The organism is Chromobacterium indicum (assembly GCF_039708975.1).
Lineage (GTDB): Bacteria > Pseudomonadota > Gammaproteobacteria > Burkholderiales > Chromobacteriaceae > Chromobacterium > Chromobacterium piscinae.
In genome coordinates, this window is the sequence record NZ_JAYFSJ010000021.1 from 60,142 (window position 1) to 85,281 (window position 25,140).

Annotated in this window: 15 protein-coding genes; 9 read left to right on the top strand and 6 right to left on the bottom strand. The window is 66.9% G+C overall.

The genetic code is table 11. The features are described from left to right. Window positions 1-32 precede the first annotated feature (32 nt). The 6 genes from VA599_RS22165 (at window position 33) to VA599_RS22190 (ending at window position 13,167) form a co-directional block, all read left to right on the top strand. Window positions 33-6,821, top strand: coding sequence for an Ig-like domain-containing protein (locus tag VA599_RS22165; protein ID WP_346790681.1), 6,789 nt, complete (start codon window positions 33-35; stop codon window positions 6,819-6,821). A gap of 130 nt (window positions 6,822-6,951) precedes the next feature. Continuing rightward, the gene (locus VA599_RS22170) at window positions 6,952-8,427 is read left to right on the top strand and encodes a TolC family protein (RefSeq protein WP_104945615.1); all 1,476 of its coding nucleotides are present in this window, start codon (window positions 6,952-6,954) and stop codon (window positions 8,425-8,427) included. Then, on the top strand, window positions 8,424-9,146 hold the full coding sequence (locus VA599_RS22175) for an efflux RND transporter periplasmic adaptor subunit (RefSeq protein WP_104945614.1): 723 nt from the start codon (window positions 8,424-8,426) through the stop codon (window positions 9,144-9,146). The genes VA599_RS22170 and VA599_RS22175 overlap by 4 nt, the downstream gene beginning before the upstream one ends. A gap of 5 nt (window positions 9,147-9,151) precedes the next feature. Next, entirely contained in the window at window positions 9,152-10,477 is a 1,326-nt protein-coding gene (locus VA599_RS22180) for an efflux RND transporter periplasmic adaptor subunit (protein ID WP_104945613.1), read from the top strand. 1 nt (window position 10,478) lies between these two features. Continuing rightward, window positions 10,479-12,578, top strand: a complete 2,100-nt coding sequence (locus tag VA599_RS22185; RefSeq protein ID WP_346790682.1) for a site-2 protease family protein — start codon at window positions 10,479-10,481, stop codon at window positions 12,576-12,578. Window positions 12,579-12,639: 61 nt separating this feature from the next. Then, window positions 12,640-13,167 carry a GNAT family N-acetyltransferase gene (locus VA599_RS22190; RefSeq protein ID WP_021479126.1) on the top strand — a complete coding sequence of 176 codons (528 nt, stop codon included), beginning with the start codon at window positions 12,640-12,642 and terminating at the stop codon, window positions 13,165-13,167. A gap of 33 nt (window positions 13,168-13,200) precedes the next feature. Here VA599_RS22190 and VA599_RS22195 read toward each other — a convergent pair whose 3' ends face one another. Both VA599_RS22195 and VA599_RS22200 read right to left on the bottom strand, forming a co-directional pair. Further along, a complete protein-coding gene (locus VA599_RS22195; RefSeq protein ID WP_021479125.1) occupies window positions 13,201-13,536 on the bottom strand; it encodes a hypothetical protein in 336 nt (111 codons plus the stop codon). 61 nt (window positions 13,537-13,597) lie between these two features. Next, window positions 13,598-14,185 carry a phage tail protein gene (locus VA599_RS22200; protein WP_021479124.1) on the bottom strand — a complete coding sequence of 196 codons (588 nt, stop codon included), beginning with the start codon at window positions 14,183-14,185 and terminating at the stop codon, window positions 13,598-13,600. Window positions 14,186-14,388: 203 nt separating this feature from the next. On the opposite strand from VA599_RS22200, the gene VA599_RS22205 reads away from it, so the two are divergent. After that, the gene (locus tag VA599_RS22205) at window positions 14,389-16,665 is read left to right on the top strand and encodes a DNA internalization-related competence protein ComEC/Rec2 (protein ID WP_346790683.1); all 2,277 of its coding nucleotides are present in this window, start codon (window positions 14,389-14,391) and stop codon (window positions 16,663-16,665) included. Here the strand turns inward: VA599_RS22205 and VA599_RS22210 are convergent. The 4 genes from VA599_RS22210 to VA599_RS22225 all read right to left on the bottom strand — a co-directional run bounded on the left by VA599_RS22210 (window position 16,649) and on the right by VA599_RS22225 (window position 21,447). Beyond that, window positions 16,649-17,542 carry an ATP-binding response regulator gene (locus tag VA599_RS22210; RefSeq protein WP_021479122.1) on the bottom strand — a complete coding sequence of 298 codons (894 nt, stop codon included), beginning with the start codon at window positions 17,540-17,542 and terminating at the stop codon, window positions 16,649-16,651. The two genes, VA599_RS22205 and VA599_RS22210, sit on opposite strands and share 17 nt — an antisense overlap. After that, window positions 17,532-20,108, bottom strand: a complete 2,577-nt coding sequence (locus tag VA599_RS22215) for a sensor histidine kinase (RefSeq protein WP_346790684.1) — start codon at window positions 20,106-20,108, stop codon at window positions 17,532-17,534. The genes VA599_RS22210 and VA599_RS22215 overlap by 11 nt, the downstream gene beginning before the upstream one ends. Window positions 20,109-20,119: 11 nt before the next feature. Then, a complete protein-coding gene (locus tag VA599_RS22220) occupies window positions 20,120-20,896 on the bottom strand; it encodes a ParA family protein (protein WP_104945608.1) in 777 nt (258 codons plus the stop codon). Window positions 20,897-20,967: 71 nt separating this feature from the next. Next, window positions 20,968-21,447 carry a surface-adhesin E family protein gene (locus VA599_RS22225; protein WP_021479119.1) on the bottom strand — a complete coding sequence of 160 codons (480 nt, stop codon included), beginning with the start codon at window positions 21,445-21,447 and terminating at the stop codon, window positions 20,968-20,970. A 269-nt stretch (window positions 21,448-21,716) separates the two neighbouring features. On the opposite strand from VA599_RS22225, the gene recQ reads away from it, so the two are divergent. After that, window positions 21,717-23,513, top strand: a complete 1,797-nt coding sequence (gene recQ, locus VA599_RS22230; RefSeq protein ID WP_070980129.1) for a DNA helicase RecQ — start codon at window positions 21,717-21,719, stop codon at window positions 23,511-23,513. A gap of 77 nt (window positions 23,514-23,590) precedes the next feature. Next, window positions 23,591-24,808: a bifunctional glutamate N-acetyltransferase/amino-acid acetyltransferase ArgJ gene (argJ, locus tag VA599_RS22235; protein ID WP_346790685.1), complete on the top strand. Its 1,218-nt coding sequence runs from the start codon at window positions 23,591-23,593 to the stop codon at window positions 24,806-24,808. Window positions 24,809-25,140 lie beyond the last annotated feature (332 nt).

Below are 25,140 nucleotides of genomic sequence, written 5' to 3' on the forward strand. Positions count from 1 at the left end.
GGCTGCCGTAGCGCAGGTGTGGGAGCAGGAACATGGCATGGTGGAAATCGACGGGCCGGGAACCGGCCAAACAGGCTGGGCGTCCGGCCGGCCGTTTGCTGCTGCAGGCGCTGGAGCCCAGGATGATGTTCGACGGCGCGGTGGCGGCTTCGGTCGGCGAGGCCGCGCATCATGTCGACCCCGCGCACGACGCGGCGCGCGTGGACGCGCAGCAGCGGCATGGGGAGACGGCGGCGGCCGTAGCCGCGGCGGCTCCGCCGCGGGACGCCGCCAGCGCGCGCGATGCCCATGCGCAGGGGCCGCAGGTGGTGTTTGTCGAATCCGACGTGGCCAATTACCGGAGCCTGATCGCCCAGTTGCCGTCCAATTACCAGGTGGTGATTCTGGACAGCGGCAAGGACGGCCTGGCGCAGATCGCGCAATGGGCGCGAACCCATCACGGTTACAGCGCGATCCACATCATTTCCCACGGCCAAGAGAACGATCTGCAGCTGGGCACCGCCGAGTTGACTACCGCCAATGTCGGCAGCCGCCAGGCCGAGCTCGCCACCATAGGCCAGGCGCTGCGGCCTGGCGGCGACATCCTGCTGTATGGCTGCGATGTGGCCGAAGGCAGCGACGGCGCGGCCTTGGTCAACGCCATCGCGCGGGAAAGCGGCCGGGTGACGGCTGGCTCCACCGATCCCACCGGCGCAGCCAGCCTGGGCGGCGACTGGACGCTGGAATACAGCACCGGCCTGCTGCACGCGGCGGCGCTGGATCTGCCGGGCTACAACGGCCTGCTGACGCGGCCCACCTCCGGCACCACCTCCTTCGACACGTTGGACGGCTCCACCACGGTGATCCCGACTGGGCAAACCTCGCTGACGGTGAGCAACTTCCTCGGCTGGAATTTCACGATGCAGATGAATTCCGCCAGCGATGGCCAGAACGAGATGATCATCGTCGAGAAGGACGGCTCCAGTTCGGTGGAAACGGTGGACGCGCTTAGCGACGGCAGCAAGCAGATCACCTATTTCTCGGTCAAGCCCAACGACAGCAGCCTGTTCACGCTCAATTCCATCAGCGTGGTGCTGGATGGTTACAACTCCAGCTTTTCCGGCGGCACGCTGGTGCTGCAGGGCTATTTGAACGGTTCGCTGGTGAGCGGCGCCACGTTGAGCCAGAGCGTCTCCGACATCGACAACAGCGGCTCGGTGGTGACCTTCAATGTGTCCGGTAATAGCAATTTCCAGGGCATAGACTCGTTCCGGGTCGTGCCCTCCACCGGCAACAACGTCACCGGCCTGATCGGCATCGGCGGGATCAACGCCACCAATTTCCACTTTCCCGGGCCGACGCTGACCTCCAGCGGCGGCAGCAGCGCTTATAGCTCCGGCACCGGCAGCGCGGTGGCGGTGGACAGCGGCATCACGCTGAGCGACACCGCCGCCTCGACGCAGACCAGCGCCACGGTGTCCATCACCGGCAATTTCCACAGCGGCGAGGACGTGCTGGCCTTCACCAACAACGGCAGCACCATGGGCAATATCAGCGCCAGCTACAACAGCGGCACCGGGGTGCTGACGCTGAGCTCCAGCGGCTCCACCGCCACCAACGCGCAATGGCAGGCGGCGCTGGAGGCAGTGACCTACCAGGACAGCTCGCTGACGCCCAACACCAGCACCCGCACCATCAGCTTCGCCATCACCGACGCCAGCAGCAACACCAGCAGCACGGTGACCAAGACTGTCACCGTGGCCGCCGACGCGGCGCCGGTGATCGGCAATCTGAACGGCGACAGCAACACCTATTACGCCGGCAACGGCGCCGTGCATCTGGACACCGGCACCGCGGCCACCGTCACCGACAGCGACACCACCAGCCTCAACGGCGGCAATGTGACGGTGCACATCTCGGCCAACGGCCAGAGCGCCGAGGACGCGCTGGGCATCGACACCAGCGGCACGGTCACCTTGTCCAGCGGCACCAGCGTCGGCAGCACGGTGTCGATCAGCGGCGTGGCGATCGGCACCATCGCCAGCAGCGGCGACGGCGTCAGCGGCCACGACCTGATCGTCACGCTGAACAGCAATGCCACCGCCAGCCGGGTGACCACGCTGGTGGACGCGCTGACTTACAACGACACCGCCTCCGGCATACCCAACACCTCCACCCGCACGATACAGGTCACGGTCAACGACGGCCGCGGCGGCACCAGCAGCGCCGCCAGCGTGACGATGGCGGTCAGCGCCGCGCCGTTGCTGTCCGCCAGCGGCGGCAGCGCGGCCTTCACCGCCGGCGACAATGCCGCCTCGACGCCGGTGGCAGTGGATGGCGGCATCACCGTCACCGACAACGCCAGCTCCACGCTGGCCAGCGGCACGGTGTCGATTACCGGCAACTTCCACAGCGGCGAGGACGTGCTGGCGTTCACCAACAACAACGCCACCACTTACGGCAATATCAGCGCCAGCTACAACAGCGGCACCGGGGTGCTGACGCTGAGCTCCAGCGGCGCGACGGCCACGCTGGCGCAGTGGCAGGCGGCGCTGCGGGCGGTCACCTATACCGACAGCGCGGTGACGCCGAACAGCTCCACCCGCACCGTCAGCTTCCAGGTGGCAGACGGCAACAGCAACGCCAGCAGCGCGGCGACGCGCACGGTGACGGTGGCCGACACCGACCAGACGCCGATCGCCACCGCCAGCGGCGGCAGCACCGCCTTCACCGCCGGCAACAACACCAGCTCGACGCCGGTGGCGGTGGACAGCGGCATCACCGTGTCCGACCTCGACAACACCACGCTGGCGAGCGCGGCGGTGTCCATCACCGGCAACTTCCACAGCGGCGAGGATTCGCTGAGTTTCACCAACACCAGCGCGTCCACCTACGGCAACATCACCGCCAGCTACAACAGCGGCACAGGCGTGCTGTCGCTGAGCTCCAGTGGCGCGACGGCCACGCTGGCCCAATGGCAGGCGGCGCTGCGCGCGGTCAAGTACACCGACAGCGCGGTGACGCCCAATAGCGCCACCCGCACCATCAGCTTCGTCGTCAACGACGGCAGCAAGAACAGCGCGGCGGCGACCAAGACCGTGACGGTGGCCGACACCGACCAGACGCCCATCGTCACCGCCAGCGGCGGCAGCGCGGCCTTCACCGCCGGCAACAATGTCACCTCGACGCCGGTGGCGGTGGACAGCGGCTTCACCGTGTCCGACCTCGACAACAGCACGCTGGCCAGCGCGGCGGTGTCCATCACCGGCAACTTCCACAGCGGCGAGGATGTGCTGGCGTTCAGCAACACCAACTCCACCACCTACGGCAATATCAGCGCCAGCTACAACAGCGGCACCGGGGTGCTGACGCTGACTTCCAGCGGCGCTACGGCGACGGTTGCGCAATGGCAGGCGGCGTTGCGGGCCATCACCTACACCGACACGGCGATCACGCCCAACAACGCCACCCGCACCATCAGCTTCACCGTCAACGACGGCCAGCAGAACAGCGCGGCGGCGACGCGGACGGTGACGGTGGCGGACACCGACCAGACCCCTATCGCCACTGTGTCCGGCGCCAACGGCAGCTACACCATAGGCAGCACGCCGACGCCGGTGGCGGTGGACAGCGGCATCACCGTGTCCGACCGCGACAACACCACGCTGGCCAGCGCGACGGTGTCCATCACCGGCAACTTCCACAGCAGCGAGGATGTGCTGGCCTTCACCAATACCAGCTCGTCCACCTACGGCAACATCGTAGCCAGCTACAACAGCGGCACCGGCGTGCTGACGCTGACCTCCAGCGGCGCGACGGCGACGGTGGCGCAGTGGCAGGCGGCGCTGCAGGCGGTGACATACAACGACACCGCCGGCTCGCCCAACACCGCCACCCGCACGGTCAGCTTCACGGTCAACGACGGCACCGTCAACAGCGCCACCGTCACCCGCAATATCGCCATCCAATTGCCGACGCCGACGGTCAGCGGCCTGACGGCGGGCACCGATACCGGCAGCAGCAGCTCGGACGGCATCACCGGCGACAACACGCCGACGGTGACCGGCACCGCCGTGGCCAGCAGCACCGTCACCATCTATGTGGACGGCGTCAGCGTCGGCACCACCACGGCGAACGGCAGCGGGGCCTGGAGCTACAGCTTCGTTTCCAGCCTGGCCGACGGCAGCCACGCCATCACCGCGATGGCCAGCAGCGGCGGCGTCAACAGCGGCGTGTCCTCCGGCTACAGCGTCACCATAGACACCAGCGCGCCTGCCGCGCCGACGGTGACGGGGCTGACCACGGCCACCGACACCGGCTCCAGCCACAGCGACGGCATCACCAGCGACAACACGCCGACGGTGCAGGGCACGGCGGAGGCGAACAGCACGGTGACGGTGTATGTCGACGGGACGGCGGTGGGCACCGCCACGGCCGACGGCAGCGGCGCCTGGACCTACAACATTTCCAGCAGCCTGGCCGACGGCAGCCACAGCATCCGCGCGACGGCGACTGATACCGCCGGCAATGTCAGCGGCCAGGCGACGGCTTACAGCGTCACCATCGATACCGCGACGCCGGCGACGCCGGCGATCAGCGGGCTGACCACGGCGACGGACACCGGCAGCAGCCACAGCGACGGCGTCACCAGCGACAATACGCCCACTTTGCAAGGCACCGCGCCGGCCAACAGCACGGTGACGGTGTACATCGACGGCTTCCAGGTGGGCACCGCCACCGCGAATGGCAGCGGCGCATGGAGCTACAACCTGAGCGCCAGCCTGCCGGACGGCAACCACGGCGCACGAGTGACGGCGACGGATACCGCGGGCAACGTCAGCACTCTGTCGGCGGCGTACAGCATCACCATCGACACCGCGGCGCCCAGCGCGCCGGCGGTCAGCGGCCTGAACACGGCGTCGGACACCGGCAGCAGCCACAGTGACGGCGTCACCGACAACAACCAACCGACGATCACCGGCAGCGCCGAGGCGAACAGCACGGTGACGGTGTATGTCGACGGAACGGCGGTGGGCACAGCCACGGCGAACGGCAGTGGCGTATGGAGCTACAACCTGGCCAGCCCCCTGGCGGACGGAAACCACAGCATCCGCGCGACGTCGACCGATGCCGCCGGCAACGCCAGCGGCCAGTCGACCGCATACAGCGTCACGGTGGACACTGCCGCGCCGGCTGCGCCGACCGGCTTGGCGCTGAGCGTGGCCAGCGATACCGGGTCCAGCCACAGCGACGGCGTCACCGACAACAACCAGCCGACGGTGCAGGGCACGGCGGAGGCGAACAGCACGGTGACGGTGTATGTCGACGGAACGGCGGTGGGCACAGCCACGGCGAACGGCAGCGGCGCGTGGAGCTACAACCTCGCCAGCCCTCTGGCGGACGGCAACCACAGCATCCGGGCGACGGCGACCGACGCCGCCGGCAACGCCAGCGGCCAGTCGACCGCATACAGCGTCACGGTGGACACTGCCGCGCCGGCTGCGCCGACCGGCTTGGCGCTGAGCGTGGCCAGCGATACCGGGTCCAGCCACAGCGACGGCGTCACCGACAACAACCAGCCGACGGTGCAGGGCACGGCGGAGGCGAACAGCACGGTGACGGTGTATGTCGACGGAACGGCGGTGGGCACAGCCACGGCGAACGGCAGCGGCGCGTGGAGCTACAACCTGAGCAGTCCGCTGGCCGACGGCAATCACAGCATCCGGGCGACGGCGGCTGACTCGGCCGGCAACATCAGCGGGCAATCGACGGGATACAACATCACCATCGACACCACTGCGCCGCAGATTCAGAGCGTCAGCGCCACCGGCCCGCTGAATACGACAGCCAGCACGCTGTCCTATCAGGTGACATTCAGCAAGCCGGTGGCCTCGTTCACCGCGGATAACCTGAGCGTGGTCACCGGCGGCAGCGCGCACGGCACGATCTCCAGCGTGACTGCGGTCAACGCCACCACCTATACCGTCCAGCTGACCGACGTCGGCGGCGCCGGCTCGCTGTCGCTGGCGATCAAGAGCGGAACGGTCAGCGACAAGGCCGGCAATCTGTTGACCGGGCAAGCGACCATGCCGTCGTATCAGGTCAGCGCTCAGCAGACGACGACTGACAACGTTGTGATCCCGGTATCGGCAGTAATTTCTACGCCTCCGGCCGTAGCCGCCAACACTATCCAGTTGCCGCCCATCACGCCCAATATCGTGCTGGCGGCGGTGGGAGCCGCGCCGACTGTCGCCATTGGCGACGTGCATGCCGACAATGCGGCGCAAAATCTGTTGTCTGACGCCTCGCATGCCAACGCGCCGTCGCTCGGGGCCAACGGGCTGGACAATGTCAACGGCGGCGTGCCCTCCTTCGTCAGCAACACCGCCAGCAACCCGACCATCGCTCTGCAGGTGAATCCGGACCTGGGCGTGCGCCCCGTCGCCGCCGGGCAGTCGTTCACCATCGTATTGCCGCCGGCCACCATCATCAGCCGCGAGTCCTCGGCCAACCTCAGCATTGTGGCGCGCCAGAGCAATGGCCAGCCCCTGCCAGCCTGGCTGAAGTTCGATCCGACGACGGGCCGCTTCTCCGGGCAGGCGCCGGCGGGATGGAACAAGCCGGTTTCGATCGACATCCGGGTGCAGGACAAGACCGGCCACCATGGCAACAGCCATATCCAGCTCAATTTCGGCAAGCGGCAGGCGACGCCGTCAACGCAGGCGCGCAAGGCGACACCCGCCGCCGGAAAGCTGGCGCTCAACCAACAGTTCGACCACCACGGCCAACGCAGCTTTTTACAGCGGCTGGCGGCGTTTTTGGGAGAAGACAAGCAGGGTTAGCTCCGCCTCTCCAGGCGAAGCGCGGATATCAGACAGCGACAAGGATGGCCTGGGTAAACCGACAATGCTCTAAGGGGGCAGCGAAATGCAATCCGATTTTCAGGCAAGGCCGCGCTCGCGCGGACTCCGGTTGGTTCCGCTTGCGTGCGCGCTGGCGCTGGCCGGCTGCGCGGTGACGCCGCAACCGTTGAGCCTGGCCGAGCGCCAGGCCCAGCTCCGCGCCGACCGGCAGACGATGTTCGGCAGCCAGGAGGCTGTCAGCGCGCCGGTGACGCTGCAGGAGGCGATGGCGCGGGCGCTCAAGTACAACCTGGACTACCGGGTGAAGCTGATGGAGGAGGCGATGGCGCAGCGGCAGCTGGACCTGTCCAGCCTGGACATGCTGCCCAAGCTGGCCTTGGCCGCCGGCTACACCACCCGCAGCAAGGACAACGCGTCGTCGTCGCAGAACGTCGCCACCGGCGAGCAATCGCTGGTGCCGTCCATATCAACCGAGAAACGCGACCGCACCGCCGACCTGAACCTGAGTTGGAACGTGCTGGATTTTGGCGTCAGCTACTATTCGGCCCAGCAGCAGGCCGACCGGGTGCTGATCCTGGAGCAGCGCAAGCGCAAGGTGGCGCAGCAACTGATGCAGCAGGTGCGCGAGGCGTGGTGGCAGGCGGCCGGCGCCCAGCAGCTGCAGGGGCGGGTCGATGCCTTGCTGAAAGACGCGCAGTCCGCGCTGGAGGACGCGCGGCAGGTGGAGAAACAGAAGTTGCGTTCGCCGCTGGACGCGCTCAACTACCGCCGCCAGTTGCTGGATGTGATCCGCCAGATGAGCGCGGTGCGCAATGCGCTGTCGCAGGCCAAGCCTAGATTGGCCGCGATCATGAACGTGTCGCCGGGCCAGGACTTCCAGGTGGCGACTCCGTCCGGCATGCCGGTGCCGGCGCTGGGCATGGATGTCGACCGGATGGAAGAGATGGCCTTGCTGAACCGGCCGGAAGTGGTCGAGGCGCAGTACAGCAGCCGCATCAGCGCGCTGGAAACCCGCAAGGCCATGGCCAAGCTGCTGCCCGGACTGGAATTCAGCGTGGGCCAGCATTACGACAGCAACAAATTCCTGGTCAACAATTCATGGAGCGACGCCGGGCTGCGCATCAGCTGGAACCTGCTCAACCTGTTCAGCGCCGGGCCGATCACCCGCGCTGCCGACGCCCAGAAACAGGTCAGCAATTCGCAGCGGCTGGCGCTGAACATGGCGGTGCTGACCCAGGTGCACGTCGCCTATCTGGATTTTCAGGGCAAGTCGCGGCAGTACGAGCTGGAGCATGAGTTGAACGGCGTCGACCAGGCCATCTACCAGCAGACCCGCAACGCGGTCGAGAGCGGCGCCTCGGCGCGGCTGCAGGGCATACTCGCCGACGCCAACGCGGTGTTCTCGTCGCTGCGGCTGTATCAATCGTACGGCGATCTGCAAAACGCCTATGGCCTGATGGGCGCCAGCCTGGGCCTGGATCCGCTGCCGTCCACCACCAAGGGCTACGACCTGGCGTCGTTGAGCCAGGCGCTGCAAGGCGCGGAAAGCCAGTGGCAGGGGACGGTTTCGGGGGGCAAGCAATGAGGTTGGCCTGGATCGTGATGGCCATGTCGATGGCCGCGCAGGCCGCGCCGCCGGCCACCGCGGCCGACGGCCGCATCCGCGTGCAGTTGATGTCGCGCCACGCGGTCACCCTGTCCAGCGAGATTCCGGCCAAGATATCGGCGATGCCGGTGGTGGAGGGCGGCGGCTTTCGCCGCGGCCAGCCGCTGGTGGAGTTCGATTGCAGCAGTTACCGCGCCCAGCTGCGCAAGGCCCAGGCCTCGCTGGAGGCCGCCAGCCAGTTGCTGAAGGTGAACAACCAGCTGGCCAAGTACAACTCGGTCGGCACGCTGGAGCTGACGCAGGCCCAGGGCAAGGCCAAGGAGGCGGCCGCCGACGCCAGCTACGCGCAGACGCTGGTGTCCAAGTGCAGCATCGCCGCGCCCTTCGACGGCCGGGTGGCCAAACGCAGCGCCGCGGTGCACCAGTACGTGAACCCGGGCAATCCCATCCTGGACATCGTCGACGCCGACTCGCTCGAGCTGCGCATGCTGGTGCCGTCCAAATGGCTGGCGACGCTGAAGCCGGGCAGCCGCTTCAGCGTCGCGGTTGATGAGCTGGGCGCCAGCTTCCCGGCGCGCATCGAGCGGCTGGGCGCGCAGATCGACCCGGTCAGCCAGACCATCCTGGCGATAGGCGTGATAGACGGCAAAGCCGCCAACCTGCTGCCCGGCATGAGCGGCTGGGCCAGCTTCAAGTAGCCGCCATGGGCCACGCCGATCGTAGCCGGGAACTGGCCACGCTGCTGCAGCTGCTGCATCGAGCCCGCGAGGCCGATGGCGCGGAGCGCCTGGGCTTCGTGATGGTCAACGAGACCCAGCATCTGCTGCCCTACCGCCAGGCGGCGTTCTGGCGCGAGGGCCTGCGCGCCCATGTCGCCGTCTTGTCCGGGCTGGCCGAGCCGGACCCCACTGCCCCTTATCTGCAATGGCTGTCCGCCTTGTTCCGCCATCTGGCGACAGGAGCACCCGACCGGCTCAGCGTGTGTTGCGACGCTGCCGGCTTGCCGGAAGCGCTAGCTGACGAATGGGCGCACTGGCTGCCGGAGCATGGCTTGTGGCTGAGGCTGGATGGGCACGGCGCGCTGCTGCTGGCCCGCGATCTGCCATGGAGCGAGTACGAGGTGCAACTGGCAGAGGAGCTGGCGCACGGCTATGGCCATGCCTTGCGCCAGCATGCGCCGCGGCGCGACTGGACGGCGCTGGCGAAGGCGTGGCTGCGCGAGGGTCCCCGCCGCAAGCGACTGCTGATCGCCGCGCTGCTTGTCGTCTGCTTCCCGGTGCGGCTCAGCGTGCTGGCCCGCGCCGAGGTGGTGCCCAGCGATCCCATCCTGTTGCGCGCGCCGGTGTCCGGGGTGATAGACAAGGTGGCGGTGTTGCCCAACCAGCCGGTCAAACGCGGCGCGGCGCTGTTCGATCTGGACGCCACGGTGCTGTCCAGCCAACTGGCGCTGGCGAAGGAGGAAGCCAGCGCGGCGGAAGAAAGCTTCCGCGCCAGCGCCCAGCTGGCGCTGACCGACGACAAGGGCAAGCTCGCCCTGGCGCAGGACAGGGCCAAGCTGGAGGAGAAGGACATCAGCGCCGATTTCGCCAGCCGGGAGTTGAAGCGCTTGCACGTCACCGCGCCGGCTGACGGCGTGGTGGTGTTTTCCGACAGGAACGACTGGCAGGGCAAGGCGGTGGCCCAGGGCGAGAAGGTGATGACGCTGGCCGATCCGTCCAAGGTGGAACTGGCCGCCTGGCTGCCGGCGGCGGAGGCGATCGACCTGGAGCCGGGCGGCAAGGTGACGCTGTATCCGAACGCCACGCCGTTCCAATCGTACGAGGCCACGCTGCTGCGGGTGGCCTACAAGGCCGAGGCCGGCGAGGGCAATTTGCTGGCTTACCGGCTGCAGGCGCGGTTCGCCGCTGGCCAGCGGCTGCCGCTGCTGGGGCAGATGGGCACCGCCCGGGTGTACGGCGACTGGGTGCCCCTCGCGTATTACGCGCTGCGCCGGCCGCTGACCGCCGCGCGGCAATGGCTGGGCTGGTAGCATGGCCGCCCGCGCGCTGCCGCCGCTGCGTCAGGAGCTGACGCTGCATGCCGGCCCTGATCTGGCGGATGGGTCGCCCAGCTGGATGCTCCACGACCCGGCGGCCAACCGCTACTACCAGCTGGGCTGGGCGAGCTTCGAGATGCTGTCGCGCTGGCCGCTGGGCGGCGGCGCTGCGGTGCTGGAGGCGGTCAACGCCGAAACCACGCTGCGCCTGGGTGAGGACGATCTGGCGGAGCTGCTGCGCTTCCTGCTGCACCACCAGCTGCTGCAGGCGGCGGACAGCGATTGGTTGTGGCGCGTCCATCAGGCCGGCAGGCCCAGCCATGCGATGTGGCTGTTGAAGAACTACCTGTTTTTCCGCATCCCGTTGGTCAGGCCGGAAGCCTGGCTCAATCGTTTGCTGCCCTGGTGCGGATGGCTGTTCCGGCCGGCATTCTGGTGGGCGATGGCCGGCGTCGCGCTGCTGGGGCTGGCCTTGGCGTCGCGCCGCTGGGACGAGTTCACCCATACCTTCGCCGGTTACGGCGGCTGGACCGCGGCGCTGGGTGTCACGGCGTCGCTGAGCTTGGCCAAGATGTCCCACGAGCTGGGCCACGCGCTGACAGCCCGCCATTTCGGCTGCCGGGTGCCGGCGATGGGCGTGGCCTTCCTGGTGATGGTGCCGGTGTTGTACACCGACACCAACGACGCCTGGAAGCTGCCTTCGCGCCGCCAGCGGCTGCTGATCGGCGCCGCCGGCATGCTGACCGAGCTGACGCTGGCCGCCTGGGCCACGCTGGCGTGGTGCGCGCTGCCGGAGGGGCCGCTGCGCGCCGGCGTGTTTCTGCTGGCCACCACCACCTGGCTGGCGACTCTGGCCATCAACTCCAGCCCCTTCATGCGCTTCGATGGTTATTTCCTGTTGTCTGATTGGCTGGGCGTGCCCAATCTGCACGCCCGCTCCTTCGCGCTGGCGCGCTGGCAGCTGCGGCGCTGGCTGCTGGGGCTGGACGATCCGGTTCCCGAACGCTTTCCGCCGGCCCGCCATCGCGGCCTGATCCTGTTCGCCTGGGCTACCTGGCTGTACCGTCTGGTGTTGTTCACTTCGATCGCGCTGCTGGTCTACCACATGTTCTTCAAGACGCTGGGCCTGCTGCTGCTGTTCGTCGAACTGGGATGGTTCATCGCCAGGCCCATCGTCGGCGAGGTGTCTGCATGGTGGCGTCGCCGCGCCGATCTGCGCTGGCGGATGGAAACCCGGCGCAGCGCCGCCCTGCTGGCCCTGTTGCTGCTGTTTCTGATCCTGCCGTGGCAGAACGAACTATCCAGCCCGGCGGTGATGGGAGCGGCCCAGTCCCAGGGGCTGTACGCGGCGGAGGCTGGCGTGGTTGCCGGCGTGAGCGCGCGCGAAGGGCAACGCGTCAGGGCGGGGCAGGTATTGGCGCAGCTGGCTTCGCCGCAACTCGACCAGCGGCTGGCCTTGGCCCGGGTGGTGGAGGCGGATCTGGCCTGGCAGGTCGCGCAGCAGTCTTTCAACAGTGAGCTGCAGAGCAAGGGCACCGCCTTGCAACAGCAATGGCAGGCGGCGCGGCAGCAGGTGGCGGGCTTGCAGAGCCAGCGGGACCGGCTGGCTCTGACGGCGCCCTTCGCCGGCCGGGTGGCCGATGTGAGCGAGGCTTTGAGGCGAGGCACCGTGGTGGCCCAGGGCGAGCGTCTGCTGCAGGTGGTCGGCGCCGATGGAGTGAGGGGCGAGGCCTATGTCGACGAGGACGGCCTGGCGGGTCTGCGACGCGGCGATGCCGCCCGTTTCGTGCCGGACAGTGGCGAGACCTGGGCCATCGCCTGCCGGTTGGGGCCGATAGACCGTTTGAATCAGGCGGCGCTGGAGCAGCCGTTGCTGGCGTCGGTGTATGGCGGGCCGATTCCGGTCGAGTTGAGAGACCATGACCTGGTGCCCTTGCGCGCGATTTTCCGGGTCCGCCTGGAGGACTGCGACCGGCGGGCTCCGCCGCTGCGGGAGATGCCCGGCTGGGCGCGTCTGAGCGGCGAGCGTTACAGCTTGCTGCTGCTGGGCTGGCGACGGCTGGCGGCGGTGCTTGAGCGCGAGGCGGGGCTGTAGCGGTCCGGCCGGCGCGGCGCGCGCGGGATTCCGATTCCCATGAACTGGCAAGGAGACATGTGTGTCTGCCGAACTTCATTTTTCCTCGTTGTGCCCGTCCTTGTCGCTGCGCCCTGCGCGTCAGGCCGACGCGCCTTGCATCGACCGCATTTACCGCAGCGCGCGGCCCGACTTGCAGTGGATAAGCGGCGACGCCGAATTGATCGACATGGTGCAGCGCCAGCAACTGCAGGTGCTGCAGCAGGGCACGGGACAAAACTACCCGAACGCCATGCATTTCATCGTGGAAAAGGCCGGCGGCGCGGTTGGCGCGGTGATGGTCGACTTCGGGCCCAACGAAGTGCGCATCATCTTTTTGGCCATGCTGCCGGAGGCGCGCGGCCAGGGTTACGGCAAGGCCGTGCTGCAAGGACTGCAGCAGGCGGCGAAGCAGGTGGGCGCGCCGCTGGCCGCCGTGGTCTGGCATAACAACGGCGAGGCGCGCCGGGTCTACCAGTCGCTGGGTTTCGTGCTGGAAGAGGCCGGCGCGATGGCCGACAAGCTGGTGTGGCATCCGGATGGCCGGGCCATCATGGCCGGCGCGGTCTGAGGCCGCCAGCCGGTCCCGGCTGGCGAAGAGGCGCTAATTGAAAGGCAGTTGGAAATAGCAGTAGCGCCGGTCGCGGCCCATCGCGCCGGTGCGGCTGATCCATACATTGTCCAGCGTGCGCGCCGGCAGCGCCCCGGCCGCCGGCAATTGCAGTTGGCCGACGGCGTCGACCAGCTCGGTGGCCGCGGTGGCCACCAGCTCGACCACGAACGGCGTGCGTTCGCTTCCTTCCCGTCCCGGCACCTGGGACAAAGGCTTTTGCCGTATCGATTGCACCTGCAGTTCCACTTCCGGCCACGGCGCCGCGCGAAAGCGGCAGCATTGCCCCAGAAGCGGCGTGAAATCCTCGCTGCTCAGCGTGTCCAGCATGGCATTCCCCCTGGCATGGCAGGACCGGCGGAAGCGATCCGCTCCGCCGGCGGGTTTGTGTTTACTGTCGAGTCGGGAACAAGCCCTGAACCGCGATGCAGAAGTTCAGCGCCAGGAAGGGGTTGAGCACGCTGACCGGGGTGGTGCCGCCGGCCACGTCGGTGTTGCCGCTCAAACCCAGGCCCTTGACGGTGACCGGACTCTCCAGCTGCGCGTTCCAGATGGTGGCGAGGCCGGTGCCGCCGCCGGATGCGCCCAGGTAGGGATTGTTGGTGCTGGGCGAGCTGGCGGGCGGATTGGGATTGGCCACGGTGGAGGCCTGGAAGCTGACGCTGACCGCTGAGGTGCCATGGGCGTGCAGCGGCATATTGGAAGTCAGCAGCGCCACCGTCTGTTGACCGCCGAAGTTGCCGATCGCGTAGGACGGCAGATTGTAGGTGGGTTGCGCCGGGCCGATGCTGATCGGCATCCGGCCACACAAATTGGGCAGTTGGAAGTTGGTGCTGCCGTTGCCGCCGTAATGGTTGCCGATGACGGCGAACAGCGCCTGGTTTTGCGAGACTTGCAGTGTCTGGCCCTGGCATTGCGCCCAGTCGACCGGGGGGTAGTCAAAGGCAAAGGGGATAATGCTGCCGATATAAGCTTCCACGTTCGCTCCTTCGTCAGATGATCCCGTCGGCGGGGTGCCGGCAGGGGAAAAAAACCCATCCGTTGACATAGGTTTAGTCCATGGGGTTTTAAATTCAATCGACATTGCCCGTTGTTTTGCCAGGTAGTTTTACCTAGGAACCAGAGGCCGGGCAGGCGGCGGGATGCTGGCCATGGCCGGCGGGCCGCAGAGTCGGAGGAAACATGTCGCAGTGGGTGGCCTGGGTGGCCGGCATCGTCGCTTGCGCTTTCCTGCCTGCGCTGCCCGGCACATGGTGGATGGGCTTGGCGGCGGGGATGGCCGCCGCCGCGGTTGCCGGATGCCGCGGGCGGCCATGGCTGCGGCAGGGGGCTGTCTGCGCGCTGGCCTTGCTGCTGGGTCTGGGTTACGCCGCCCTGCGCGCGCAGTGGCGGCTGGAGCAATCGCTGCCGCCGGCATGGTGGCAGAAACCGGTCGAACTGGTCGCCACCGTCCGGGGCTTGCCCGATCCCGGCGAATACGGCGTCCGGCTGACGCTGGAGGTGGAGAAGACGCTGACGCCGGGCGTCGCGCTGCCGGAGCGGGTACAGCTGCACGACTACCAGCGGCGTGACTGGACGCCGGGCAGCCGTTGGCAGTTGAGCGCGCGTTTCAAGCCGCGGCGAGGCAGCGCCAATGCCTTCGGCTTCGACGCCGAGCGCTGGCTCTGGTCTGAGGGGCTGCTCGCCAGCGGATCGGCGGGCAAGCCGCGCCAACGGCTGCCGGACCGCAACGATCTGATGGCCTGGGTGGACCGTTGGCGGGGCGCTCAGGTGGCGCGCATCGAGCGTGCGCTGGGCGCTGGGCGGGAGTCGGCGTTGGTGGCGGCCTTGACCGTGGGCGCGCAGCAGCGCATCGCCAGGGAGGATTGGCAGCTGTTCGCCGCCACCGGTTTGACCCATATCGTTTCGGTGTCCGGCTTGCATATCACGATGCTGGCGGCGCTGGTCGCCTGGATGGGCGCCCGCTTGGTGCGGAGGGTGCCCGGGCTGCGGGCGCCCCGAGTGGCGACGGCGATGCTGGCGCTGTCGGCGGCGGCGTTGTATTCGCTGCTGGCGGGCTTCACGGTGCCGACCCAGCGCACGCTGTTCATGCTGGCGACGGGCAGCGCCTGCCTGCTGTGGCGGCGTCAGCTGTCGCCGTTCCAGGCCTGGTGGCTGGCTCTGGCGCTGGTATTGCTGCTGGACCCGTTCGCGGCGCTGACGCCCGGCTTGTGGCTGTCTTTCGGCCTGGTGGCGGCGTTGATGTTCAGCTCGCTGGCGCGGCGGCGGCCTCTCGTCGGCTGGCGGGCCGCGGCGTCGGGGCAGTGGGCGGCCGGCATCGCCAGCCTGGCGCCGCTGGCGGCGCTGTTCGGAGGTTTCCCGCTGCTGTCGCCGCTGGCCAATGCCGTGGCCATCCCTTATGTCTCCGTCTTGTTGACCCCCCTGTCGCTGCTGGCCGTCGCCCTGCCCTGGGATGGCTTGTTGCCGCTGGCGGGCTGGCTGGCGCGCGGATTCTACTGGGTGGTCGGCGTATTGGCGCATGGGCCGGCCTGGCACGTGGCCGGCGCGCCATGGGCGTTGCTGGCGCTGGCAGGCATCGGCAGCGTGTGGCTTATCGCGCCGCGCGGCGTGCCCGGCAAGGGGCTGGGCGGATTGCTGCTGCTGCCCTTGCTGGTCTACCGGCCGCCGGGGCCGGAATGGGGCATCGCCCGCGCCACGGTGCTGGACGTGGGGCAGGGCTTGTCGGTGCTGGTGCAGACGGCCGACCATGCGCTGTTGTTCGATACCGGCGCGGGCGAGGCCGGACGCGTGGTGCTGCCGCAGCTGCGCGGCCTGGGCGTTGATCAGCTGGACGCGTTGCTGCTGTCTCACCACGACAGCGACCACGACGGCGCGGCGGCGGGCGTGAGGGCCGCGTTGCCGGTGGGGCGGGTGCTGGCGGGGCAGCCGGAATCCGCGCCGGGCGCGGCGGGATGCGCGCAAGGGCAGGGCTGGGAATGGGACGGCGTCCGTTTCGACATGCTGGGTCCGCCGCCGGGATGGCAGGCCGACGAGGATAATGCCCGAAGCTGCGTATTGAGGGTGGCCACGCGGCGGCAGGCGCTGCTGCTGAGCGGCGACGCGCCGGCGCGGATGGAGGAGGCGCTGGCGGCCCAGCCTGGCCTGCGTCTGGCCAGCAGCGTGCTGGTCGCTGGCCATCACGGCAGCCGCACCGCCAGCAGCGAGGCCTGGCTGGCGGCGGCGAGCCCCAGGCTGGCGGTGGTCAGCGCCGGGCACTTGAACCGCTACCGCCATCCGCACCCGCTGGTATTGGAGCGCTTCCGGCGCGCGGGGGCGGCTGTCTTGCGCACCGATCTGGACGGCGCGCTGACGCTGGAGATGGGGGACGAGCTGGCCTGGCGCTGCCTGCGCCGCGAAGCGCCTCGCTACTGGCGCGATGCCGGTCCCTGCGGCGAAGAGGCCGTCATTCCCCCTGATTGACCAGCGCCACCACGCGATTGCCCTTGTCCTGGTAGCGCAGATCGTCGAACGATAGCTTGCGCGCGATCAGGATGCCGCGGCCGTGGCTGTTCATCAGCGACGACGGCTCGGCGTTCTGGTAGTACTCCCAGTCGAAGCCCGGCCCCATGTCTTCGATGACGAATTGCAACTGCTTGCCCTGCTGCGTGAACGCCACCGTGATCTCCCGGTCGCGGTAGGTCGGCGCGGACAGCCGGTTTTCCAGCTCCTGCTCCCAGGTGCCGGCGGCGATCAGCTGGCTTTTCTGTTCGTAGCTGATTTCCAGGTTGCCATGCTCGATGGCGTTGACCAGCAGCTCGAACAGGCCGGTGGCCACCCGTTCCGGCTGCGGGCAGGTCTTGGCCAGCAGCGCGGTGATCGCCTGGGCCTCGCGATGGCTGCGGCAGCGGAAGGTGGCGGCGTTCAGGTGCTTGAGCGCGTCAACATGGAGATTGGCCAGCTCCCGGAAATGGGCATAGCGGTCCCAGTGGCCGACCGCGGCGCCGACGATGGCCAGCAGCATGTCGCGGGAAAACGGCTTGGTCAGGTAGTAGAAGGCGCCCGCGGCCAGGCCCTCCTGAACGCTGGAGGCGGCGCCCATCGCGGTCTGCATGATCACAGGCAGGAATTCCAGCCGGGGCTCCGCCTTGATTTTCTTCAGCACGTCGAAGCCGCTCATGCCCGGCATCATCTTGTCCAGCAGCACGGTGGAGTACTGTTCGCCTTCGCTGGACAGGATGTCCCAGGCGATTTCCCCGTTTTCCGCCTGCCGGGTTTCATAGCCGGCGTCCTGAAGCAGCTCCGTCATCAGCTCCAGGTTGAAGGGCTCGTCGTCGACGAGCAGGAGTTTATGAGACATCGGAGTCGTCCTCCTTTAGCTGAAAATGGCAGGGAATCGCGAAAGTGAAGATGGCGCCGCCCTGGGGCAGGTTGCCGGCGGTGATCCAGCCGTGATGGGCATGCATGATCTCGCGGCTGATGGCTAGGCCCAGGCCGGTGCCGCCGGCGCCGGTCTTGGTGGTGCTGCTCTGGATGAACTTGTCGAAGATGGTTTCCAGCTCCTTCTCCGGGATGCCGGGGCCGCCGTCTTCGACGCTGGTCATGATCCAGTCGGATCCGTCTCGCTCGGTCAGGCATGCCCGCACCTGGATTTCCGAGCCGGGCGGGCTGAACTTGATCGCGTTGGACAGCAGGTTCCGTATCACCTGCCCCAGGCGGAAGGGGTCGATGTCGGCCGCCAGCATCTCCGGCTCGCAGCTCAGCTTCAGCTGGATCTGGTTGCGGCCGGCCATCGGCGTCATTTCGTCGCACGCTTCGCGCAGGCATTGCGTCAGATTGCCGCGGCCGATCGAGTATTCCATCCGCCCCACTTCCATCTTAGCCATGTCCAGCAGATCGTTGAGCAGGGTCAGCAGCCGGCTGCCGCTGGTATTGATGCGGGCGAAGTACTGCTCCGCCTTGGCGTCGCCCTGCCCCTGCGCGCGCAGCTGGCCCATCTCTGTGAAGCCTAGGATGGCGTGCAGCGGAGTGCGCAGCTCATGCGACATATTGGCCAGGAACTCGGTTTTGGCGCGGCTGGTTTCCTCGGCCAGTATCTTGGCGTGGCGCAGCGTTTCCTCCACCGCGCGCTGGGCGGAAATGTCCTGGTACACCCAGATGGTGCCCAGCTTGGGCACCGAGGGGTTGACCGCGCGGCCGTGCAGCCGGCACCAGAACAGCTGGCCCTTGCCGGTGCGCAGCCTCACTTCGGTTTGCACCACCTTGCCGTCGTTGAGCAGGCTGTATAGCGCCTTGCCGGTGCGCTCCCACTGTTCTGGGTTTTCGAAGTAAGGCATGGTGGGCTGGCCGATCACGTCCATTCCCTGTTGCTGGAACAGTTCGAGGAAGGCGTGGTTCACCTGGCGAAGGTGGCGATCGACGATGTAGGCCATCGCCAGCGGGCTGGCGTCGAGCAGGGCCGCCAGTTGCCGGCTCTGCACCTCGACTTGCTCGGCCAGGCTGTTCTTCAGCCGGATCAGCGCCTCTTCCTGCTCCTTGCGGCGCGAGATGTCGCGGCACACGGTGACGTAGAACCAGTCGTCCGGCATCACCACCCGGCTCAAGGACAGCTCCACCGGCAGGCGCTGGGCGTCGCTGCGCAGCAGGCTGGCTTCGAACGGACGGCCTTCGTGGCGCTGGGCGGTCTGTTCGAACGGGGGGCTGGGCTCTGGCGTGTACAGTTCCGGGAACAGCACGCCGACGGGCAGGTTTTCCAGCGACTGGGCGCTCTGCTCCACCAATTTGGCGGCGGCCGGATTGGCCTGGATGATGTGGCCGTCGCGGTGGATCAGGATGATGGCGTCCGAACTGGCCTGCAATATCGCGCGCTGGCGCGCCTCGCTTTGCGCCAGGGCCTGCTGTGATTGCTCGCGGTCGCTGATCTGTTCGCGCAGCGTGCGGTCGAGCTCCTGCAACTGCAGGCGCAGGCTTGCCGCGAGCCTTTCCAGCAACAAGCCGCCGCGCAGCAGTCGTTGCTGCGCCAGCAGGAGCAGGGCCAGCACCAGCGCGGACGCCGCAAGGATGATCCAGGCGATAGGGCCGAGCTGGGGGCGCACCGGTTGCAGCGCGTAGGCGCCCAGCTGCAGATCGGTGCCGCCTACCGGGCTGAGGCGGGAGAATATCGGCGAATCGGTCGGCAGCGGACGGCCTGGCACCGAGTCCAGCAAGGGCGTGTCAGGCTGGTTTTTCCCCCAGGCCAGCAGCCGCACATGGTGCAGGGGGTTGCCGCTGATCAGCTCGTTGTTGATCGGTTGTATCAGTTTGTCCTGGCGCAGGTGCAGCAGCAGCAGCGTATGGTCGTTGCCCAGGCGGGTGACGACGTCCAGGCGCGGCATGCCGGTATCCATCGGCTGGCCGGACAACAGCATGGGCTGGTCGCTGCGGCGGGCCAGGTCCAACACCCATTTGGAGTTGCCCCGGTGGCTGAGATCCAGGCCCTGCGGCAGCGCGTTGGCGTCGTCGGGCAGGTAGCTGGCCACCGGATAATATTGCAGTTGAATCGGGCTGGCCTGCAGATGCTGGTTCTGCAGGAAGCGGATGCTGGTGGCGATGCGGTTTTCAAACGCGGCGCGGCGGTTTTGCTCCACCAGCTCCACTGTGCCGATGCCGGCGAACACGCTGTCGTCGCGGACGACGCGGCGCGCCAGATCAGTCAGGCTGTGCGGGGCGTCGGCGCTGGCCAGCTGTTGCGCCAGCATGCGGGAATGCTCCAGCGCGTTTTGTATCTGCAGGACCACGATGCCGGTGCCCAGCGCGCCCCAGTGCTGCAGCTGCTGCTGGCGCTCTTCCCGGTCATGCTCCAGCAGCAGCCAGTATTCGCCCAGCAACAGGCCTAAGCCCAGCAGGCCGCACAGCAGCAGCGAGGTGAGGCGGTTCAACCTCGGCATGGGCTCCCTCGTCAGCGATCGCTCAACTCTTGGTACAACGCCTCGAATTCACGGGACAGCTTGTGGCGCGGATCCAGATAGATCATGGGCCGCGCGGCCTGGTGCGATTCGCGGATCTTGACCGAGGCCGACAGCGGGGAAGCCAGTACGGGCAGGCCCTCCGCCTTCAATTCGTCCACCAGCCGCACCGGCAGGCTGGCGCGCGGCTGGAACTGGTTGACCACGATGCCCTCGATGAACAGATCGGGATTGTGGTCGGCGCGAATCTCGTCGGCGCTTTCTTTCAGGTTATAGAGGGCGTGGCGCGAGAACGCATCGCAATCGAAGGGGATCAGGCAGCGGTCGGCCGCGATCAGCGCCGAGCGGGTATAGAAATTCAGCGCCGGCGGGGTGTCTATCCAGATCTCGTCGTATTGCGGCGCCAGCTGGTCCAGCGCCTCTTTCAGCTTGAACATCTTGTAGCGCGATTCCAGCTTGGCCATCAGCTCGGACAGTTCGGGATGCGAGGCCAATAGCGACAGGCCGTCGATGCCGGAGCCGCGGACGAATTCGCGCGGTTCCTTGGCGAACAGCGAGATGTTCAGCATCTGCTGGAACAGGTCGGCCAGGCTGGGGCCGGCTTCGCCGCCGGCGGCGCCGAGCAGGTAATGGCTGGCGTTGCCTTGCGGGTCCAGGTCGATCAACAGCACGCGCCGGCCGCGGCTGGCCGCCACCGCCGCCAGATTGACGGCGATGGTGGATTTGCCCACCCCGCCCTTCTGATTGAATACCACGCGTCGGATAGTCATGGTGACTCCTGTAGTTGGGCGGTGCGGCAGGCGAGAGGACGAGGCGCTGCGGGCTTAGGCGCCCGGTGGTTTCAGAAACCGGGCTGTCCTTTGCAAACCAGCAGCATTTGTTGATAACTGGCGGAATTCTGCACCACCGGCATGGATTTTATCTGACCGTCATTATAGGAGAAGCTGGCGATCTGGCGGCCGTTTTCGTCGAACAAGGTCATGTCCAGCAAGCGGAAGGTGTGCTGCGCGCAATCGATTTGCCAGGTGTTGAGCGAGGTCTTGTGCCGCGGGGTGGTCAGGAAATTTTCCTTCTTCAGATTGAAGATGGTCTTGCGGTCGCGGAAGGTCGTCACCGCGCCCTGGCGCTTGATCGACAGCAGATCCAGCTCGTTCAGGATATTGCCGTTGGGCGAGACGCCCAGGTTCTGCCAGTCGGCGCTGGCCTGGGCCGGCGCGGGAGCGGAAGGCTTGACGGTTTGGGTCGGCGTGGTCCGTTGCGGCGCGGCGGCGCAGCCGGCCAGCAAAATCGCGGCGGCCAGGGGGGTGAACAGGGTGCGCATGAATGTCTCCAGAAGATGGCGCCAGTGTCGCATAGCCGGGGGCGCGGGAAAACCGTTTGCGGCGCCATGGCAGATTTTTACAGAAAGTCCGGAACTTTACCGCGGCGAGGCCGGTCTTTCGTAGTGCGAGAGCATTTTTCCTCTTCGTTTCACATTGTCTCCATCCAACTTGAGGCCGTCATCACTTGGCGGCCATTTTTTTGCCCGGCTCGTCCCGGGAGCCTCCTTGCCGTACAATGGCGCTTTCCTCCGCGCCATCCCGTCCCGTCATGCACGACGCAGTCTCCATCCTCAATCATATTTTCGGCTACCCGGAATTCCGCGGGCAGCAGCAGGAGATCGTCGAGCAGGTGGCCCATGGCGGCCACGCGCTGGTGCTGATGCCCACCGGCGGTGGCAAGAGCCTGTGCTACCAGATTCCGGCGCTGCTGCGCGATGGCGTCGCCATCGTGGTGTCGCCGCTGATCGCGCTGATGCAGGACCAGGTGGCCACCTTGCAGGAACTGGGCGTCGCAGCGGCCTGCCTAAATTCGGCCACTTCGCAGGACGAGGCGCGCGATATCTCGCGCCAGGCGCGCGCCGGCACGCTGGACTTGCTCTATGTGGCGCCGGAGCGGCTGTTGACGCCGCGTTTTCAGGAGTTCATCGCCAGCCTGAAGATCGCCTTGTTCGCGATCGATGAGGCGCATTGCGTCAGCCATTGGGGCCACGATTTCCGGCCCGAGTATCAGCAGCTGGGCATGCTGGCCGAGCAATTCCCCCATGTGCCGCGCATCGCGCTGACCGCCACCGCCGACGAGCAGACCCGGCTCGACATCATCCATTATCTGAAGTTGTCCGAGGCCAGGGTGTTCCTGTCCAGCTTCGACCGGCCCAATCTGTTCTATCAGGTGGTGGAAAAGCACAACGCCAAGAAGCAGCTGCTGGATTTCATTCGCCAGGAGCACCAGGGCGCCACCGGCATCGTCTATTGCTTGTCGCGCAAGCGGGTGGAAGACACCGCGCAGTGGCTGCGGGAAAACGGCATCGAGGCGCTGGCCTACCATGCCGGCATGAGCCATGCGGAGCGCGAGGCCAACCAGCGGCTGTTCCTGCGCGAGGACGGCATCGTGATGGTGGCCACCGTCGCTTTCGGCATGGGCATAGACAAGCCGGACGTGCGCTTCGTCGCCCACATCGACATGCCCAAGAGCCCGGAAAACTTCTACCAGGAATCCGGCCGCGCCGGTCGCGACGGTCTGCCGTCCGCCAGCTGGCTGTGCTACGGTCTCAACGATGTGGTGCAGCTGCGGCAGATGATAGAAGGCGGCGAGATGGCCGAGCTGCAGAAGCAGGTGGAGCTTTCCAAGCTGGACGCGATGCTGGCCTTCTGCGAAACCGCCGGTTGCCGCCGCCAGCACATCCTGGCGCACTTCGGCGAGGCGAGCAAACCATGCGGCCATTGCGACAACTGCCTGCATCCGCCCATCACCTACGACGCCACCGAGCCGGTGCGCAAGCTGCTGTCCTGCATCTATAGAGTGGGGCAGCGCTTCCCGACCGGCCATGTCATCGACGTGCTGCTCGGGCGGCAGAATCCCAGCATCGGCCATCACCGCCACGACCAGCTCAGCACTTACGGCATCGGCAAGGACATGAACCAGCGCTGGTGGCGCTCCATCGTCCGCCAGTTGGTGGCGCGCCAGCTGGTGCAGGTGGACATCGCCCGCGGCCAGTCGCTGGTGCTGACCGACGCCTGCCGGCCGCTGCTGAAGGGTGAGCAGAGCATCTACCTGCGTCCGCTGGCTGACGAGAAGAAGTCGCGCGGCAGCGGCGGCGCCGACCGCTGGCTGCGCACCGAGCGCGAAGAGCGGCTGTGGCAGGCGCTGCGGCGCTGGCGCCGCCAGGTGGCCGACGAGCACAATGTGCCGGCCTACGCGGTGTTTTCCGACCGCACGCTGCGCGATCTGGTGGAAAAACGCCCGGACAGCCCGGCCGGCCTGCAGCGCATCTACGGTCTGGGCGAGCTGAAGCTGGCCCGCTACGGCGAGGCGCTGCTGAGCTGCCTGCGCGAGGCGCAAGAATAGGCAAAACGATTTGCCCAGCCATGAGTGGCGAAATTCTTATACAATCCGTCGCATATATGTAAATGCTGGAGAATTTCATGGCTGTGAATCTGAATCCCCCGCAAGCCGGCCAATTGCCGCCGGTCGCCGGCGTTGAATTGCTGGTGGCCGAAGCCGGCATCAAGACCCCGGGCCGCAAGGACGTGCTGGTGGTGAAGCTGGACAAGGGCAATACCGTCGCCGGCGTGTTCACCCGCAACCGTTTCTGCGCGGCGCCGGTGCGGCTGTGCCAGGAGCACCTGGCCGCCGGGGTGCAGCTCCGCGCGCTGGTGGTCAATACCGGCAACGCCAATGCTGGCACCGGCTTTGACGGACGCGAGCGCGCATTGTCCGTTTGCCGGGCGGTGGCGGAGCGGGACCAACTGCAAACCGAACAGGTGCTGCCTTTCTCCACCGGCGTGATTCTGGAGCCGCTGCCCGCTGACAAGATCATCTCTGCGCTGCCGACCCTGCGTCAGGCCAACTGGGCCGAGGCCGCGGAAGCCATCATGACCACCGATACCCTGGCCAAGGCCGCCAGCCGCAAGTTGGATATTGGCGGCAAGCCGGTGACCATCACCGGCATCGCCAAGGGTTCGGGCATGATCCATCCCAATATGGCGACCATGCTGGGTTTCGTCGCCACCGACGCGGCCGTCACCCGCCCGATGCTGAACCAACTGGTGCGCGAGGTGGCCGACCAGTCATTTAATAGCATCACGGTGGACGGCGATACTTCCACCAACGACAGCTTCATCCTGATTTCCACCGGGCAGAGCGGCGCGCTGTTGATCGACTCGGCCGAGCAGCCGGCCTATCAACTATTGAAGCAGGCGCTGCTGGATGTCGCCATCGAACTGGCCCAGGCCATCGTCCGCGATGGCGAAGGCGCCACCAAATTCATCACAGTGGAAGTGAACGGCGGCCGCTCGGTGGCCGAATGCAAGGACGTGGCTTACGCTATCGCCCGTTCACCGCTGGTGAAGACCGCCTTCTTCGCGTCCGATCCGAACCTGGGCCGCTTGCTGGCTGCCATCGGCTATGCCGGCGTCGCCGATCTGGATGTCGACCGCCTCTCCCTATATCTGGATGATGTGCTGGTGGCCTGTGAAGGCGGCCGTAATTCCCTATATAAGGAAGAGCAGGGCCAGGCGGTGATGAACCAGAGCGAGATCACGGTTCGGGTGGAGCTGGGGCGCGGCGCCGCCAGCGCAAGGGTGTGGACCTGCGACTTCTCCTATGAGTATGTGCGGATCAATGCTGACTACCGCAGCTGAGGTGGGGCTACGGCCTAGATAAGTACGAAAAACGCATCCATTAGGGAAAAGCCCCGAAATATCGGGGCTTTTTTCATTTTTCGCACGCAGTCTCTTGGGCCGAAAGCCCGATTTCTGAAGGCGGGAAGGAAATCCTGGAAAAATCCCTATTCATTAGTTTATTAAATATCAGTGGGTTGTGCGTTATTTTTATAAAACCTCTCCTTTTTCTCAAAAAACCTGTTGACCGAGGGTGAGGGCGCAGGTATAGTTCGTCTCCTCAGCTGACGCAGCGAACGAAACAGCGGAAACGAAACGGTTCCGGTGATGACGACGCAGCGGCCAGCACTGCT

Excerpts from the sequence above, each read along its gene's own strand:
- VA599_RS22165 (WP_346790681.1), top strand. The coding sequence starts at position 33 with ATGGCATGGTGGAAATCGACGGGCCGGGAACCGGCCAAACAGGCTGGG.
- VA599_RS22175 (WP_104945614.1), top strand. The coding sequence starts at position 8,424 with ATGAGGTTGGCCTGGATCGTGATGGCCATGTCGATGGCCGCGCAGGCC.
- VA599_RS22180 (WP_104945613.1), top strand. The coding sequence starts at position 9,152 with ATGGGCCACGCCGATCGTAGCCGGGAACTGGCCACGCTGCTGCAGCTG.
- VA599_RS22185 (WP_346790682.1), top strand. The coding sequence starts at position 10,479 with ATGGCCGCCCGCGCGCTGCCGCCGCTGCGTCAGGAGCTGACGCTGCAT.
- VA599_RS22195 (WP_021479125.1), bottom strand. The coding sequence starts at position 13,536 with ATGCTGGACACGCTGAGCAGCGAGGATTTCACGCCGCTTCTGGGGCAA.
- VA599_RS22205 (WP_346790683.1), top strand. The coding sequence starts at position 14,389 with ATGTCGCAGTGGGTGGCCTGGGTGGCCGGCATCGTCGCTTGCGCTTTC.
- VA599_RS22210 (WP_021479122.1), bottom strand. The coding sequence starts at position 17,542 with ATGTCTCATAAACTCCTGCTCGTCGACGACGAGCCCTTCAACCTGGAG.
- VA599_RS22215 (WP_346790684.1), bottom strand. The coding sequence starts at position 20,108 with ATGCCGAGGTTGAACCGCCTCACCTCGCTGCTGCTGTGCGGCCTGCTG.
- VA599_RS22220 (WP_104945608.1), bottom strand. The coding sequence starts at position 20,896 with ATGACTATCCGACGCGTGGTATTCAATCAGAAGGGCGGGGTGGGCAAA.
- VA599_RS22225 (WP_021479119.1), bottom strand. The coding sequence starts at position 21,447 with ATGCGCACCCTGTTCACCCCCCTGGCCGCCGCGATTTTGCTGGCCGGC.
- recQ (WP_070980129.1), top strand. The coding sequence starts at position 21,717 with ATGCACGACGCAGTCTCCATCCTCAATCATATTTTCGGCTACCCGGAA.
- argJ (WP_346790685.1), top strand. The coding sequence starts at position 23,591 with ATGGCTGTGAATCTGAATCCCCCGCAAGCCGGCCAATTGCCGCCGGTC.